This is a genomic window from Glycomyces artemisiae, assembly GCF_003002955.1.
GTDB lineage: Bacteria > Actinomycetota > Actinomycetes > Mycobacteriales > Micromonosporaceae > Glycomyces > Glycomyces artemisiae.
Genome location: NZ_PVTJ01000009.1, coordinates 1 through 15,416 on the forward strand (window position 1 = coordinate 1; position 15,416 = coordinate 15,416).

Below are 15,416 nucleotides of genomic sequence, written 5' to 3' on the forward strand. Positions count from 1 at the left end.
CCCGGTCCCATTCCGAACCCGGTCGTTACGGCTTCCAGCGCCGATGGTACTGCACCCGAGGGGGTGTGGGAGAGCAGGACACCGCCAAACATGAAACGTACAGAGAAGGCCCCCACCGCAAGGTGGGGGCCTTCTCGCATGCCTACGAAGAAGTCGAGAGCGCGTCTCTGACCTTGGCGACTCCGACGCCGATCCCGAAGATCGCGCCGGTCACCAGGAATGTCAGTAGCGACACTGTCACTAGCGCGATCGCGATTCCGATAGCACCGACGACACTGAAGAATGTGCTCACGTTGGCCTCCTCCGTTGCAGGCTCTGGGTGTTGCCCTTCAGGTATTGTCCCACATCGATAAATCAATGATGGTGGGCATCACAAGTTAGATGGGTCACAGTAGTCGACTCTGGTCTGATCTCGTGCTTCTCCGTCGCTCCGCTTCCATCGATGAGCCGCTGCGCGGCCGATCGGGGTTGATCCACTCCGGCCCAGGGTAGGTCTCGGATTCCGGCAATTCGTGATCTTCAAGGCATTAGCGGCTTAGGATTCGTGCACGTGTGGTATCGGTTCTAGTCGCGTACGGGAGTGAGTGATGACGACAGACAATGAGGGTCTGCTGCGCGGTGAACCCGAAGGGCCGACCGGGTCGGCGCTGTTCGTGTCGATCGCCGCGGCCCTGGGCGGCTTCCTGTTCGGATACGACACGGCGGTCATCAACGGCACCACCGGGGCGCTTGAGCGGCAGTGGGGGATCGGCTCGGTCGAGACCGGCATCGTCGTCTCCTCGGCCCTGCTCGGCTGCGCGGTCGGCGCCTGGTTCGCGGGCTCCCTTGCGAACCGGATCGGCCGGCCCAAGGTCATGATGCTCGCGGCGATCGTCTTCTTCGTGACCTCGCTGGGCAGCGCGTTGGCGACGGGCCCGGTGGACCTCACGATCTGGCGCATCATCGGCGGTTTCGCGATCGGCGCGGCGAGCGTGATCGCCCCCGCGTATATCGCGGAGATCTCTCCCGCGCACCTGCGCGGCAGGCTGGGTTCGCTGCAGCAGTTCGCGATCGTGCTCGGCATCTTCGGCGCGCTGATCGTCAACTTCGGCATACAGGCCTCGGCCGGCGGCGCGAGCGGCGAGGTGCCGTGGGGCGGGACCGCGTGGCGGTGGATGTTCGCGGCCGCCGCGATCCCCGCGTTCGTGTACTTCATGTTCTCGCTGAACATCCCCGAGTCGCCTCGCTACCTGGTGGCGAAGCAGCAGCTCGACCGGGCGCGCGAGGTGCTCCTGAAGTACGTCGGCGGCAACGTCGACCACAAGATCATCGAGATCCAGGGGACGCTCTCCAGCGACCATCCGCCGCGCATCTCGGATGTGCGCGGTCCGCGCCTCGGCCTGCTGCCGATCGTGTGGGTCGGGATCTTCCTGTCGATGTTCCAGCAGTTCGTGGGCATCAACGTCATCTTCTACTACTCGACGTCGCTGTGGCAGTCCGTCGGATTCAGCGAGAACGACGCGTTCCTGACCTCGGTCATCAACTCGATCGTGAACATCGCCGGTACGATCCTCGCGATCTACCTGGTCGACCGGATCGGCCGCAAGAAGCTGCTGCTGTCGGGCTCGGCGATCATGTTCGTCGCGCTCGGCACCATGGCCGTGATCTTCGCGTCGTCGCCGGTGGACGCCGAGAACAACCCGGTCCTGAGCGACGGGGCCGGCGTGACCGCGCTGATCGCGGCGAACGTGTTCGTGTTCGGGTTCGCGTTCACGTGGGGTCCGGTCGTGTGGGTGCTCCTCGGGGAGATGTTCCCCAACCGGATCCGCGCCTCCGCGCTCGGCGTGGCCGCGGCCGCGCAGTGGATCTCCAACTGGCTCATCACCGTCACGTTCCCCGAACTGGCCCAGACCGGCCTGTTCCTGGCGTACGGCCTGTACTCGCTGTTCGCGCTGATCTCGTTCGTCTTCGTCTGGAAGATGGTGCGGGAGACGAAGGGCATCGAGCTGGAGGACATGGAGAGCCTGGAGCGGGGCGAGCTCGCCACTTGACGCACGCATAGTGAAGCGGGGCGCCCTTTCGGGCGCCCCGCTTCTGTTTCCCCCGCTGCCGAGGAAGGCCCTACTCGTAGGAGATCGCGCCGAGGATGTCGACCTTGGAGGCCCGCACCGCCGGGGCGATGGCCGCGAGGAGTCCGACGAGGACGGACGCCGCGAGGTAAGCGGCGATGAGCGCGGTCGGGATCGCGAAGGACTCGATGCCGGTGGGCGCGAGCGCCTGCTGGACGATCCAGCCGAGGAGCAGGCCCGTGCCGATGCCCAGGAGGGCGCCGAACAGGGCGATCGTGACGCTCTCGACGGTGACCATGCGGGTCGTCTGCCCGCGGGTCATGCCGATCGCCCGGAGCATCCCGAGCTCGCGGGTGCGTTCGAGGACCGACAGGACCAGCGTGTTGACGACGCCGATGACCGCGACGATCATCGCCAGCGCCAGCAGCAGCTGGATCGCGATGATGGCGTAGTCGAAGAACACCGTGACCTGCGAGAGGTACTCCTCGTGGTTCTGGACGCTCACCGAGGGCTGGTCGGCGATGAGGTCCTCGACCTCGGCGGTCACGTCCCCGACGTCGGCGCCGTCGGCGACGTCGACCAGGGCCATGTTCGGCTTGGGCGTGTAGAACTCGGCGGTGTAGGCCGGGTCCACGTAGAAGCCGTCGCTCTCCTCGTTGTCGGCGATGATCGCGACGAGGGTGAACTCGTGGGCCTCGGTGCCGCGGCTGAACGTCGCGGTGACGGTGTCGCCGATGCCGATGCCGAGCTGCTCGGCCGCGGCGTCGTTGGCGGCGATCTCGCCTTCGCCGAGGTCCTTCATGGACCCTTCGGCGACGACCCCGCCGAACTGGGTGACGGCTCCTTCGATGTCGGAGCTGGCGTTGACGTACTGCTCGGTGCCGTCGATCTGGGCGAGGTCGTAGTAGAGGTCCACGGCGGCCTCGACGCCGTCGACGGCCCGGATCTCGTCCATGACCTCGGGGTCGAACGTGGCCGGCACCGAGGCGGTGACCGGGCCGGTGACGAACAGCTCGGCCTTGATGGTGGTGTCGAAGCGTTCGGCGAGGCTCTCCTTGACGCTGGTGAGCAGTGTGGCCGTGGCGGTCACGAGGGTCACGCCGATCATGAGCGCGGCCGCGGTGACCGCGGTGCGGCGCGGGTTGCGGGAGGCGTTGAGGCGCCCCAGGCGCCCGGCGAAGGACCAGGACCAGACCGCGCCGAGGAGCGCGACGACGGGCTTCGACAGCCATGCCGTCAGGAGCGCGACGCCGATGAACACGACGCCCGCGCCGACGGCGGCGGCGATGAGGTTGGCGTCGTCGGATCCGAAGGTCTCGTTGAGTCCCAGGATGATCCCGGCGGCGCCGAGCAGGGTGACGACGAGGCCGGTGACGGTGATGCCGGTGATCGGCTTGTCGGCCTTGACCGCTTCGCGCATGGCCTCGACGGGCGGGGTCTTGGAGGCCCGCACGGCCGGGACGAGCGCGGAGAGGACGGTGACGCCGAGGCCGACGGCGACGGCCGCGAGCGGGGCGCTCCAGGGGATCGCGACGCTTGTGGTGGCGGTGTCGAGGAAGCCGTTGGCGATCACCGAAGTCAGGCCCGCGCCCGCGGCGACGCCGAGGCCGGCGCCGACGGCCGCGGCGGCCGCGCCGAGCAGACCCGCTTCGGCGAGGACGGAGCGGATGATCTGGCCGCGGCCCGCGCCGATGGCGCGCATCATCGCGATCTCCTTGAGGCGCCCGGCGATCACGATGGAGAAGGTGTTCGCGATGAGGAACACCGACACGAACACGGCGATGAGGCCGAAGCCGAGCAGGAAGTAGCCGATGACGCTGGTGACTTCGGCGCTCTCGGCGTTCAGGTCGTCCACGTATGCCTGGTGGGTGATGGCCTCGGACTCGGCGCCCACGGCCGGTTCGAGGGCCTTGAGCAGCTCGTCGGCGTCCACGCCGTCGGCGGCGGTGACCGCGACGGCCGAGTAGACGTCCTCGCCGCCGAAGACCAGGCGCTGCGCCTCGGTCGTGGTGAACGCGAGTTCCGTTGAGCCCGAGAGGGAGTCGCGGCCTCCGGCGTAGCCGTAGACGCCGACGATCTCGTACGGGGTCTCGTCGGTGGACAGGGAGTAGGCGGTGACGGTGTCGCCGAGGCCGAGCCCTGATTCGGTCACGAACTGGGCCGAGACCGCGACTTCGCCGTCGGCCTCGGGGGCGCGGCCCTCGCGCATCTCGCGCTCGACGGACTCGTCGCCCCAGTTGACGGCCATGGTCGGCGCGAAGCCGCCGACGATCTTGCCGTCCTCGCCGAGGGCGTTGACCATCCAGGTGACGGTGGTGCTGACGTCGGCGACGTCGCCGTTCGCCTCGATCGCGGCGAGGGTCTCGGCGGCGACGCCGTCGCGGACGAGCCGGTCGCCGCGGTTCTCCGGCTCGACGGGCTGGACGATGACGTCGGCGCCCTTGTAGGCGTCGCCGCTGAGGTCGTCCACCGTGGCGCGGATGGACGCGGTGAGGACGAGGGCGGCGGCGATGAAGGCCGAGCCGAGGACGACGGCGAGGCTGGTGAGGATCAGGCGGGCCTTGCGGGCCGCCATGCCCTTCAGGGTTGCGCGGAGCATGTGCTTAGCGGGCCTCTCCGGCGAGCGGGACGCGGTTCTCGAAGCCGCGCATGGTGTCGATGACGGCGTCGGCGGTGGGCCGGTGGAGGTCCTCGACGATCTGGCCGTCGGCGAGGAACACGACGCGGTCGGCATGGGCCGCGGCGCTCGGGTCGTGGGTGACCATGACGATGGTCTGCCCGAAGTCGTCGACGGACCGGCGCAGGAACCGCAGGACCTCGCCGCTGGAGCGGGTGTCGAGGTTGCCGGTGGGCTCGTCGGCGAAGACCACCTCGGGGCGGGTCGCGAGGGCGCGGGCGCAGGCGACGCGCTGCTGCTGGCCGCCGGAGAGCTCGGTCGGCTTGTGGGTGAGGCGGTCGGCGAGGTCGAGCGTGGCGATGATGCGGGCGATCCACTCCGGGTCGGCCTTCGTCCCGGCGATCGAGGCCGGCAGGAGGATGTTCTCCTCGGCCGTCAGGGTCGGGAGCAGGTTGAACTGCTGGAAGATGAAGCCGATCTTGTCGCGGCGGAGCTTCGTGAGGGCCTTGTCGTTCAGGCCCGTGATCGCGGTCTCGCCGATGCGGACGGTGCCGCGGTCGGTGGTGTCGAGCCCGGCGAGGCAGTGCATGAGCGTGGACTTGCCCGAGCCCGACGGGCCCATGATCGCGGTGAACGCGCCGGAGGCGAACTGGACCGAGACGTCGCGCAGGGCCACGACCTGGGCCTCGCCGGAGCCGTAGGCGCGCCACAGGTTGGCGGCCGTGACGGCGGAGCGGGTCCTGGTGAGCTGCGGGGCGGGGGGATTCGCGAGTGGCACGGGAGCGCCTTTCTGATCGGGTGACTGTCCTTTCAAGGCTATGGACGCGCCCGGATATGCGCTTCGGCCCGCGGGCCAGAGCTCGGCTCCTCCGCAGGTCGGAGCCCCGCGCGCGGCCTCCGTCTTTCGGCCGAGGGGGAGCGGGCAGACGGGAGGGGCGGCGCCTTCCGGCGCCGCCCCTCTCCTGGTTTCCTGTTGGGGTGAAGGCTTATTCGTAGGCGATGGCGTTGAGCACGTTCAGCTTCGCCGCGCGGGCCGCCGGGGCGATCGCGGCGAGCAGGCCCACCGCGACGGCCGCGACGAGGTACGTGACGATGAGGTCCCACGGGAGCGCGAAGCTGGTGAGGCCCTCCTCTTCGAGCGCCTGCTGGACCGTCCAGCCCAGGCCGATGCCGACGGCGATGCCGAGCACCGCGCCGAACAGGCAGATGATGACCGACTCGACGGTGATCATGCGCCGCGCCTGGCCGCGGGTCATGCCGATCGCGCGCAGGAGCCCCAGCTCCCTGGTGCGTTCGAGGACCGACAGGACCAGGGTGTTGACCACGCCGATGATCGCGATGATGATCGCCAGCGCGAGCAGGATCTGCACCGAGTTCAGCAGGATGTCGAGCTGCGAGGTCTGCTGCTCCACGAAGTCGGCGTTGTTGGTGACGCTCACTTCGGGCTCGTCGGCGAGGATGTCGTCGACCTGGTCCTGGACGGCGTCGACGTCGGCGCCGTCGGCGACCTGGATGTACGCCTGCATCGGCTTCGGCACGGTGAAGTGCTCGATCTGCGCGGGCGCGACCCACCAGCCGTCGGTGAGGAGCGCGTCGTCGAGGATCGCCGAGACGCGCAGCGGCACCTCGGTGCCGTCGGCGAACGTCACGGGCACGGTGTCGCCGAGCTCGACGCCGTAGTCGGCGGCGGCGGACTCGTTGACGGCGAGGCCGTCGTCGGGGAGGTCCGCCGAGCCCTCGGCGACGGTCCCGGAGAAGATCCCCAGGCTCGTGGGGAGGTCCTCGCTTGCGAGCAGCGCGGTCTGGCGGCCGTCGACTTCGGCGCCGAAGAACTCGCCGTACATGTCGCCGACGGCGGACACGTCGGGCAGGGCCTTGATCTCGGCGAGCGTCTCGGGCGCGAACGTGGGGATGTTGGCCCCCTGCTGGCCCATGACGATGAGGTCGGAGTCGAGGTTCTGGTCCGCGAGCTCGGCGGTGGTCTCCTTGAAGCTGGAGACGATCGTGGCGATGCCGGTGACCAGCGCGACGGCGATCATGAGCGCCGAGGCGGTGATCGCGGTGCGCCGCGGGTTGCGCCCGGCGTTGAGCTTGCCGAGGCGGCCCGAGAACGACCACGACATGACCGCGCCGAGGAGCGCCACGAGCGGGCGCGACAGGATCGGCGTCAGCAGCGTGATGCCGACGAACGCGATGCCCACGCCGGTGAGGAACCCGGTCAGGCCGAGGTCGCCGAGGTTGTCGGTGAGGCCCAGGGCGACCAGGACGCCGCCGACCGCGGTGACCGCGAGCCCGGCGATGGTGATGCCGCGCAGCGGTTTCGGCGGGTTGACCGCCTCGCGCATGGCGGCGACCGGCGGGACGCCGGAGGCCCTGACGGCGGGGATGATGGCGGACAGGACGGTGACGCCGATGCCGACCGCGAGCGCCCACAGGGACGTCGGCGGGACTTCGAGCTCCACGGGCAGTCCGCCCATCGCGGAGGAGCTGACGAGCTGGGACAGCCCCCAGCCGAGCAGCACGCCGAGGCCGAGGCCGGCGATGGAGGCGATGACGCCGATGACGGCGGCTTCGGCGAGGACCGAGCCGACGACCTGGCCGCGCGCGGCGCCGATGGCCCGCAGGAGCGCGAGTTCGCGCTGGCGCTGGGCGACGATGATGGTGAAGGTGTTGATGATGAGGAACACCGACACGAACACCGCGACGAGGCCGAAGCCGAGGAAGATGTAGCCCATGATGTCGGCGACGGCCGCGAAGCCCTCGGCGGCCTCTTCCGAGGCCTCCTCGCCGGTCTGGACGCGGTAGTCGGCGCCGATCGCGTCGGCGATGTCGCCGGTGGCGGCGTCACCGGTGACGTAGATCGTCATGTAGGCGTTCTCGCCCTGGGTGAGCAGGCGCTGCGCTTCGGCGGTGGTGAAGCCCATCTGCGTCTCCCCGGCGAGGGAGTCGCGGTCGCCGCTGAGGCCGAAGACGCCGACGATCTCGTAGTCGGCGCGGTCGGCGGAGTAGGAGTAGGCGGTGACGGTGTCGCCGATGGACAGTCCGGCGTCGGTGACGAACTGGGCGGAGACGATGACCTCGTCGTCGGCCTGCGGGCCGCGGCCGTCGCGGATCTCGTTGTAGCCGGTGGACTGGTCGTTCCAGTTGAAGCCGATGGTGGGGGCGAAGGCGCCCACGAGCTTCCCGTCGTCGCCGATGGCGTTGACCTGGCCGGAGACGTCGCCGTCGGCCGTGTCGACGCCGTCGACGCCGCGGACGGTGTCGAGGACGTCGGCGGGGATGAGGGTCGCGCTGGGGGTGTTGCCCTGGGCGGCGGCCGGGTCCTCCGCGGAGGTGACGACCGCGTCGACGCCGGTGAAGGCGTCGGCGATGACCCCGGAGACGGACTTCTCCATGGTCGCGGTGAGGACCATCGCCGCGGCCACGAACATGGTGCCCAGGACGACGGCGAGGCTGGTGAGGACGAGGCGGGCCTTGCGGCTCGCCATCCCCTTGAGGGTGGCACGGAGCATGGCTAGGCGGCGGCTTCCTGGGCGGCGGCGACGAGTTCCTCGAAGTGCTTCATCTTGTCGATGACCTTGTCGGCGGTCGGCTCGGTCATGTCCTCGACGATCTGGCCGTCGGCGAGGAAGACCACGCGGTCGGCGTACGCGGCGGCGCTGGGGTCGTGGGTGACCATGACGATGGTCTGCCCGAATTCGTCGACGCTGGTGCGCAGGAACCGCAGGACCTCGGCGCCCGAGCGCGTGTCGAGGTTGCCGGTGGGCTCGTCGGCGAACACGACCTCGGGCCGCGAGGCCAGCGCGCGGGCGCAGGCGACGCGCTGCTGCTGGCCGCCCGAGAGCTCGGTCGGCTTGTGCGACAGGCGGTCGGTGAGGTCGAGGGTGTGGATGATCTTCTTGATCCAGTCCGGGTCGGCCTTGGCGCCCGCGATGGCGGCGGGGAGCGTGATGTTCTCCTCCGCGGTGAGCGTGGGCAGCAGGTTGAACTGCTGGAAGATGAAGCCGATCTTGTCGCGGCGGAGCTTCGTGAGGGCCTTGTCGCTGAGGCCGGTGACGGGGGTGTCGCCGATGTGGACGGTGCCGCGGTCGGTGGTGTCGAGCCCGGCGAGGCAGTGCATGAGGGTGGACTTGCCGGACCCGGAGGGGCCCATGATCGCGGTGAACGCGCCGGAGGCGAACTGGACGGAGACGTCGCGGAGGGCGACGACCTGGGCTTCGCCCGTGCCGTAGGCCTTCCAGACGCCTTCGGCCGATACGGCGGTGGTCTTGACGGGGGATGCGGTGGACACGACGCTCTCGCTTTCGGGTGAAGGTGTCGGGTTCCGAGGGATTCGGTGTGCTGGTTTCCTGCGCTCCGCGGGGCGCCGCCCCGTGGAGCCTTGCTGCTGTTCGCGATGCGAACCTGTGACGTCGAAACGCCGGATTCTGACATCATAGCTGATGTCATTCGGCATCGTGGCCCGCATCATCGGTTTCGACGATATGCGTTCCCCGGGCCGCCCGCATCCGCTTCGAGAACGGTCTTCGCCTACGCCCGCAGGCGGAGGGGGCGGCACCGGGGGAGGAGGCCGGGCAGGTCAGCCGGTCGTGCCGGGCTTGACGAGGCCGGTCTCGTAGGCGAGGACCACGGCCTGGACGCGGTCGCGGACGCCGAGCTTGGTGAGCAGGTGGCCGACGTGCGTCTTGACGGTGGTCTCGCCGACGGTGAGGGAGTCGGCGATCTCGGCGTTCGTGAGGCCCTTCGCCAGGAGCATGAGGACCTCCTTCTCGCGAGCGGTGAGCGCGCCGAGGATCGCGGGGGTGCGGTCGTCGTCGGCGCCGCGGTGCTGCGCGAAGCGCCCCAGCAGTGTCGAGAGGATGTGCGGGGCGACGACGGCGCCGCCGCGGTGGACGGTGCGGATCGCCTCGACGAGGTCGGCGGCGGGGGCGTCCTTGGTGAGGAACCCGGCGGCCCCGGACCGCAGCGCGCCCACGACGTACTCGTCGAGGTCGAACGTGGTGAGCACCAGGACCCGCGTCGGCAGGTTCGCCTGCACGATGTCGGCGGTCGCGGCGACGCCGTCGCGCCGCGGCATGCGGATGTCCATGAGGACCACGTCCGGCACCAGCCTGCGGGTCAGCTCGAACGCCTCGACGCCGTCGCCGGCCTCGCCGACGATGTCGATGTCGGTCTCGGCGCCGAGCACCATCTTGAAGCCGGCGCGCAGCAGCTGCTGGTCGTCGGCCAGGAGGAGGCGGATCGGCCGGTCGCTCATGTGGTCACTCCCTGGAGGTGGGCGTTCTTGGGGAAGTGGGCCTCGACGAGGTACCCGCCGCCGGGCCGGGGCCCGACCTCAAGCGTGCCGCCGTACAGCGTGGCGCGCTCGCGCATGCCGATCAGGCCGTGGCCGCCGGAGAACCCGGAGGCGGTCGGCGCCCCGGTCCCGGAGTCGCCCACGGAGATCCGGAACTCCTGGTCGCCGTAGTCGACGACGACGCCGGCCCTCGCGTGGGGCCCGGCGTGCTTGATCGTGTTCGTCAGGGCCTCCTGCGCGATCCGGTAGACCGCCAGGCTCACGCCCGTCGGCAGCGGGTACTCCTCGCCGCGGACGGTGTATCGCACCGGCAGGCCGGCCTCCTTGGTCTGCGCCACCAGCGCCCGCAGCGAGTCCACTGTAGGCTGCGGTTCGAGTTCTGCGCGGTCGCTCTCCTCATGGCCGTTGCGCAGGACGGTGAGGATGTCGCGCATCTCGCGCAGCGCGGTGCGCGCGGTCTGGTTCACCGTCGTCAGCGCCTCCTCGGCCGCGTCGGGGTCGGTGCGCAGGACCCGCTTGGCGCCCTCCGACATCACCCCGATGACCGAGATGTGGTGCGCGACGACGTCGTGCAGCTCGCGGGCGATGCGCCGCTGCTCGTCCGCGACGGCCTGGGCCGCGAGGGCCTCCTGCCGCTCCTCGGCGAACCGGGCCCGGTCCGACAGCTCCTCGACCTTCTCGCGCCGGTTCCGCACGACCCACCCGATCCAGAACACCGTGGCGGCCATGACGAGGTTGACCATGACGAGGATCGTGGCGGTGATGTGGTCGAGCTCGGCGCCGACGCCCGCGTAGATGACCCCCGCGACCGGGACCCAGATCGCGGCCGACGCGAGCAGCGCCGTCTTCACCGGCCGCCACGCGGCCGCGGTGTACGTGAGCACGAAGAACCCGATACCGCTGTCGGCGCCCATGACCTGCGCGGGCTCCCAGAACACCGCGACGCCCATGATCACGAGGCCGAGGACCACGCCCGCCCACAGCGACCGCCGCCGCAGCGCGATGACCGAGAACGGCGCCAGGATCAGCAGCGACTGCGGCCACTCAAGCGCGTAGTCGGGCGCGAGCTGCGCCGTCGCGGCGAAGAACCCCGTGTAGATGACCCCGAGGACCACCGCGAGCAGGCAGTCGGCGAGGAAGGGCCGCTCGTGGAGCCAGTAGCGGAAGCGGTGGAAGGCGGAGGCGGCGTGCACGCTCTATACCGTATCCGCCGGTCACTCCCGTTTCATCGAACGTGGGAATGATTCGCGGATCCGTCTCAGGGAGGAGGCATCTCCAGTCCTGAAAGGACGGTCGTCAGCGGATACGCCGGGGGCTCCCCGCCGAACTCCGGGCACAGCTTCTGGTGCGCGCACCAGCCGCACAGCTTCGACTTCTGCGGCCGGAACAGGCCCGTGGCGATCGCCTCCCGCATCGACGCCCACAGCGCCTTGAGGGTGCGCTCGAACTGCTCCAGCTCCCGCTCGGTCGGCGTGTAGTCGAGCACCTGGCCGTCGCCGAGGTACATCAGCCGCAGCAGCGTCGGCACCTTCCCGCGGGTGCGCCACCACACCAGCGCGTAGAACTTCATCTGGAACAGCGCCTTGTCCGCGAACCGGTCCGGCGGGCGCTTCCCGGTCTTGTAGTCCACCAGGCGCACCAGCCCCGCCGGGTTCACGTCGGCCCGGTCGATGAACCCCTTCAGCTGCGTGCCGTCGTCGAGCGTGGTCGTCACCAGGCACTCCGTGCGGTGCGGCTGGAGGCGCTGCGGGTCCTCCATCGCGAAGTACGTCTCGACCAGGCGCCGCACGCCGCGCAGCCAGTCGGACTCGTCGCTCAGGCCGTCGAACAGCTCCGAGTACTCCTGGGACGCGTTCAGGCGCGTCCACTCCGGCTCGATGAGCGCCAGCGCCTCCTCCGGGGTGCGCCGCCCCGCCTCCAGCTCGTACAGCCGCTCCAGGACCGCGTGGACGAGCGTCCCCTGCACCTGCGCCCTTGAGGACGGCTCGGGCAGGCGGTCGACCGCCCGGAACCGGTACAGCAGCGGGCACTGCTTGAAATCCCCGGCGCGCGAAGGGGACAGCTGGGTCGGTCGGGTGGCGTTCGACATCCCTTGAGCATAGGACGGGGCGCCGACACGCCTTCGGGCCGCTGGACTTTTTAACATAACGCACGTACGGTTTAGGTATGACGAACCAGCAGCAAGCGCGCTCCTTCGGCCAGGCCGCCGACCTCTACGACGCCGCCCGCCCCACGTACCCCGCCGAGGCCCTCGCCTGGCTCGCCGGGGACGCGCCCGCCGACGTCGTCGACGTCGGCGCCGGGACCGGCCTGCTCACCCGCGGCCTCATCGCCCTCGGCCACCGCGTCACCGCCGTCGACCCCGACGAGCAGATGCTCGCCAAGCTCACCGCCGCCACCACCGGCCTCGTCGACGCGCGGGTCGGCAGCGCCGAAGCGCTCCCGCTCCCCGACGCGAGCGCCGACGTCATCACCGCCGGCCAGGCCTTCCACTGGTTCGACCGCCCCAAGGCCCTCCCCGAGCTGCGCCGCGTCCTGCGCCCCGGCGGCGTCCTCGCCCCGATCTGGAACCTCCGCGACGAGTCCGTCGACTGGGTCGAGCGCCTCACCGAGATCGTCGGCTCCTCCAAAGGCGAGCAGATGGCCACCCGCGCCGCCGAGCCCGGCTACTTCGAGCCCGGCTTCGGCGAACCCGAGGTGCGGGTCTTCCGGCACGAGAAGCCCCTCGACGCCGACGGCCTGATCCGGCTCGTCCAGTCCCGCTCCTACTACCTCACCGCCGACGCCGACCGCCGGCGCGACCTCGTCGCCCGCGTCGAGGACCTCATCGCCACCCACCCCGACCTCGCTGGACGCGAGACCTTCGCGATGCCCTACCGGACCCACGCCTTCCGCGTCAGGCCCGTCTGAACTCATCGGAATGCTCTGAACCGCGCCCGGACTCCTGCGCCTGTGCACAGTTATGGCTCGCGAGCTTCGCCAAGAGTGCGCGTAGCATTGCCGCCGATGTCGACCAACGTCCTGGCCTTCCGCCGCTCCGGTTTCACGCTCGTCCGCGTCAAGGGCATCCCCGTGACGCTCGGCTACACGTGGCTGATCCTCGCCGCGATGGTCGTCGCCGTCTACGCGCCGATCGTCCAGCGCTCGGTCCCCGGCATCGGCGCGGGCGCCTCGCTCGCGGTCGCCGCCCTGTTCGCGCTCACCCTGCTCCTGTCGGTGTTCCTGCACGAGCTCGGCCACGCGCTGGTGAGCCTGCGCGCCGGGATCGGCGTGCGCCAGATCAACCTCGACGCCTTCGGCGGCTTCACCGAGATGGACCGCGAGGCGCCGAAGCCCTCGACGGCCGCCGCCATCGCGCTGGCGGGCCCGGCCGTCTCGCTGCTGCTGGGCCTGGCGGGGCTCGCGGGCGTCGCCGTCATCGACGTGGGCACGCTCGGCTGGCAGCTGAGCTTCCAGGTGTGCGTGGCGAACCTCCTCGTGGCCGCCTACAACCTGCTCCCGGGCCTGCCTCTGGACGGCGGCAAGGCCCTCCAGGCGGGCATCTGGGCCGCCACGGGCGACCGCTGGAGTGGTTACCGGGTCGCCGGGTGGGCCGGGCGCGTCGTCGCCGTCGGCACCGTCGGCGCGGGCCTGTGGCTGTTCTCCAACCGCATGTTCTCCTGGATCGGCCTGATCCTGCTGCTCATGGTCGCGTTCGAGCTGTGGCGCGGCGCCACGGGCGCGATCCGCGCCGCCCGCATGGGCCCGCGCGTCAAGGCCCTCGACGCCGCGCGGCTCGCCCGCCCGGTCGTCGTCGTGAGCGCCTCGGCGACCCTCGGCGAGGCCCTCGCCGCGGCGGGGGACAAGGAGGTGGTGGCCGTCGACGGACGCCCGGTGGGCGTCCTCGACCGCGCCAGCGCCGAGGCCGTGCCGCCCGACCAGGTCGACGCCATGCCCCTGGCCGGGCTCCTGCGCTCGGCGCAGCAGATCCCCGGGCTCGGGGCCGGCCTGACCGGCCAGGCGCTCGTCGACGCGATCGGCAAGAGCGGCGCGGACCGGTTCTTCGTGGTCGATGAGGGGCGCCTGACAGGGCTGCTCTACACCGCCGACGTGGTCAAAGCCCTCCGTTAAGATGCTTCGGACCTGAACCGAAGGAGACACGAGGCAAAGTGGCATCTGACCTGCTGGCGCCGGGCGACCGCGTCCAACTGACCGACGCGAAGAACCGGAAGGCCACGATCACCCTCGCCGAGGGCGGCGCCTTCCACACCCACCGGGGCAGGCTGTTCCACGACGACCTCATCGGCAGGCCCGACGGCGTCACGGTCACCACCGAGGGAGGCACCGCCTACCTGGCGCTGCGCCCGCTGCTGCCGGACTACGGCCTGTCGATGCGACGCGGCGCCCAGGTCATCTACCCCAAGGACATCGCGCAGATCCTCACGTTCGGCGACATCTACCCGGGCGCGCGCGTCGTCGAGGCCGGGGCGGGCTCCGGGGCGCTCACGAACTGGCTGCTGCGGGCCGTGGGCCCGACCGGCCGCGTGTTCTCGTGGGAGCTGCGCGAGGACTTCGCGAAGATCGCGCAGGAGAACGTCGCGGGCTACTACGGGGAGCTGCCCGAGCAGTGGACGCTGACGGTGGGGGACGTGGCCGAGGCCGAGCTCGACGCGCCGGTCGACCGGGTCGTGCTCGACATGCTCTCCCCGTGGGAGGTACTGGACACAGTAGAGCGAATCCTGCGGCCCGGCGGTGTCTTCATCGGATACGTCGCGACCACCACGCAGATGTCCGAACTCGTCGAGGCCCTGCGCGAGCGCAAGACCTTCACCGAGCCCGAGGCGTGGGAGTCGCTCATCCGCGGCTGGCACCTGGAGGGCCTGGCGGTCCGCCCGGACCACCGCATGATCGCCCACACCGCGTTCCTCATCACCGCGCGCAAGCTCGCCCCCGGGACGGTGGCCCCGGCGCGGAAGCTGAAGCCCTCGAAGGGCCAGCAGGCGCTGCGGGAGCGGAACGCGCGGATCGCCGCCGAAGCCGGGGCGGCCCCCGACGAAGAAGTAACGGAACAGTAACAATCCGCGGTTTTCGAGAGTCGGATTCACGACTTCCCAAGTGCTGAAACAAGATAGCGCGGCTCCGTATAAGCGGGGCCGCGCTTCGGTCGTTCGGTCTAGTCGTCGGCGCCGGGTCCGGCGACGGCCTCCTTGCTCGCGCGGTCGCGGACGTAGATGCACTCGCCGGGGCAGTCGTGCGCGGCGTTCACAATGTCCAGTCGCAGGTGCTCAGGCACGCTGACTTGCGAACCCGCCGTAGTCAACAGCTCTCCCTGAGTGTCCTTCACGTACGCGAGGCCGTCGATGTCGAACTCGAACACGTCGGGGGCGTACTGCACGCAGAGCCCGTCCCCGGTGCACGCGTCCTGGTCGATCGAGACTTCGAGTTCACGTTCCACAGCCATGGCTCCCACATTAAA

General features: G+C 70.3%; 13 protein-coding genes and 1 rRNA gene. 5 read left to right on the forward strand and 9 right to left on the reverse strand.

Annotated features, from left to right (window positions below):
• Positions 1-90 (forward strand): 5S ribosomal RNA (rrf, locus tag B0I28_RS28670); the annotation flags it as partial.
• Positions 91-142: 52 nt separating this feature from the next.
• Here rrf and B0I28_RS27380 read toward each other — a convergent pair.
• Positions 143-292: a hypothetical protein gene (locus B0I28_RS27380; protein WP_157974657.1), complete on the reverse strand. Its 150-nt coding sequence runs from the start codon at positions 290-292 to the stop codon at positions 143-145.
• 295 nt (positions 293-587) lie between these two features.
• Between B0I28_RS27380 and B0I28_RS20835 the strand changes: the two genes are divergently transcribed.
• On the forward strand, positions 588-2,030 hold the full coding sequence (locus B0I28_RS20835; protein ID WP_106365793.1) for a sugar porter family MFS transporter: 1,443 nt from the start codon (positions 588-590) through the stop codon (positions 2,028-2,030).
• 70 nt (positions 2,031-2,100) lie between these two features.
• Here B0I28_RS20835 and B0I28_RS20840 read toward each other — a convergent pair whose 3' ends face one another.
• From B0I28_RS20840 to B0I28_RS20870, 7 genes are all read right to left on the reverse strand, one after another.
• Complete coding sequence (locus B0I28_RS20840; protein WP_106365794.1) at positions 2,101-4,647, reverse strand: ABC transporter permease; 2,547 nt, start codon at positions 4,645-4,647, stop codon at positions 2,101-2,103.
• 4 nt (positions 4,648-4,651) lie between these two features.
• Entirely contained in the window at positions 4,652-5,443 is a 792-nt protein-coding gene (locus tag B0I28_RS20845; RefSeq protein ID WP_245889058.1) for an ABC transporter ATP-binding protein, read from the reverse strand.
• Between the two features lie 208 nt (positions 5,444-5,651).
• Positions 5,652-8,177 (reverse strand): ABC transporter permease, encoded by a 2,526-nt coding sequence (locus tag B0I28_RS20850; RefSeq protein ID WP_106365795.1) that lies wholly within the window; start codon positions 8,175-8,177, stop codon positions 5,652-5,654.
• A gap of 2 nt (positions 8,178-8,179) precedes the next feature.
• Positions 8,180-8,956 (reverse strand): ABC transporter ATP-binding protein, encoded by a 777-nt coding sequence (locus B0I28_RS20855; protein ID WP_245889059.1) that lies wholly within the window; start codon positions 8,954-8,956, stop codon positions 8,180-8,182.
• Positions 8,957-9,244: 288 nt separating this feature from the next.
• Positions 9,245-9,922, reverse strand: a complete 678-nt coding sequence (locus B0I28_RS20860) for a response regulator (RefSeq protein ID WP_106365796.1) — start codon at positions 9,920-9,922, stop codon at positions 9,245-9,247.
• The gene (locus B0I28_RS20865; protein WP_106365797.1) at positions 9,919-11,154 is read right to left on the reverse strand and encodes a sensor histidine kinase; all 1,236 of its coding nucleotides are present in this window, start codon (positions 11,152-11,154) and stop codon (positions 9,919-9,921) included. The genes B0I28_RS20860 and B0I28_RS20865 overlap by 4 nt, the downstream gene beginning before the upstream one ends.
• A 65-nt stretch (positions 11,155-11,219) precedes the next feature.
• On the reverse strand, positions 11,220-12,050 hold the full coding sequence (locus B0I28_RS20870; protein ID WP_106365798.1) for a RecB family exonuclease: 831 nt from the start codon (positions 12,048-12,050) through the stop codon (positions 11,220-11,222).
• 77 nt (positions 12,051-12,127) lie between these two features.
• Between B0I28_RS20870 and B0I28_RS20875 the strand changes: the two genes are divergently transcribed.
• The 3 genes from B0I28_RS20875 (at position 12,128) to B0I28_RS20885 (ending at position 15,015) form a co-directional block, all read left to right on the forward strand.
• On the forward strand, positions 12,128-12,871 hold the full coding sequence (locus tag B0I28_RS20875; RefSeq protein WP_106365799.1) for a class I SAM-dependent methyltransferase: 744 nt from the start codon (positions 12,128-12,130) through the stop codon (positions 12,869-12,871).
• A 96-nt stretch (positions 12,872-12,967) separates the two neighbouring features.
• Positions 12,968-14,071, forward strand: coding sequence for a M50 family metallopeptidase (locus tag B0I28_RS20880; protein ID WP_106365800.1), 1,104 nt, complete (start codon positions 12,968-12,970; stop codon positions 14,069-14,071).
• A gap of 38 nt (positions 14,072-14,109) precedes the next feature.
• Positions 14,110-15,015, forward strand: a complete 906-nt coding sequence (locus tag B0I28_RS20885; protein WP_146148180.1) for a tRNA (adenine-N1)-methyltransferase — start codon at positions 14,110-14,112, stop codon at positions 15,013-15,015.
• Positions 15,016-15,113: 98 nt separating this feature from the next.
• On the opposite strand, the gene B0I28_RS20890 is transcribed toward B0I28_RS20885, so the two are convergent.
• Positions 15,114-15,401 (reverse strand): ferredoxin, encoded by a 288-nt coding sequence (locus B0I28_RS20890; protein WP_106365801.1) that lies wholly within the window; start codon positions 15,399-15,401, stop codon positions 15,114-15,116.
• Between the last annotated feature and the right edge of the window lie 15 nt (positions 15,402-15,416).

Excerpts from the sequence above, each read along its gene's own strand:
- B0I28_RS20870 (WP_106365798.1), bottom strand. The coding sequence starts at position 12,050 with ATGTCGAACGCCACCCGACCGACCCAGCTGTCCCCTTCGCGCGCCGGG.
- B0I28_RS20880 (WP_106365800.1), top strand. The coding sequence starts at position 12,968 with ATGTCGACCAACGTCCTGGCCTTCCGCCGCTCCGGTTTCACGCTCGTC.
- B0I28_RS20840 (WP_106365794.1), bottom strand. The coding sequence starts at position 4,647 with ATGCTCCGCGCAACCCTGAAGGGCATGGCGGCCCGCAAGGCCCGCCTG.
- B0I28_RS20860 (WP_106365796.1), bottom strand. The coding sequence starts at position 9,922 with ATGAGCGACCGGCCGATCCGCCTCCTCCTGGCCGACGACCAGCAGCTG.
- B0I28_RS20835 (WP_106365793.1), top strand. The coding sequence starts at position 588 with ATGACGACAGACAATGAGGGTCTGCTGCGCGGTGAACCCGAAGGGCCG.
- B0I28_RS20875 (WP_106365799.1), top strand. The coding sequence starts at position 12,128 with ATGACGAACCAGCAGCAAGCGCGCTCCTTCGGCCAGGCCGCCGACCTC.
- B0I28_RS20850 (WP_106365795.1), bottom strand. The coding sequence starts at position 8,177 with ATGCTCCGTGCCACCCTCAAGGGGATGGCGAGCCGCAAGGCCCGCCTC.
- B0I28_RS20890 (WP_106365801.1), bottom strand. The coding sequence starts at position 15,401 with ATGGCTGTGGAACGTGAACTCGAAGTCTCGATCGACCAGGACGCGTGC.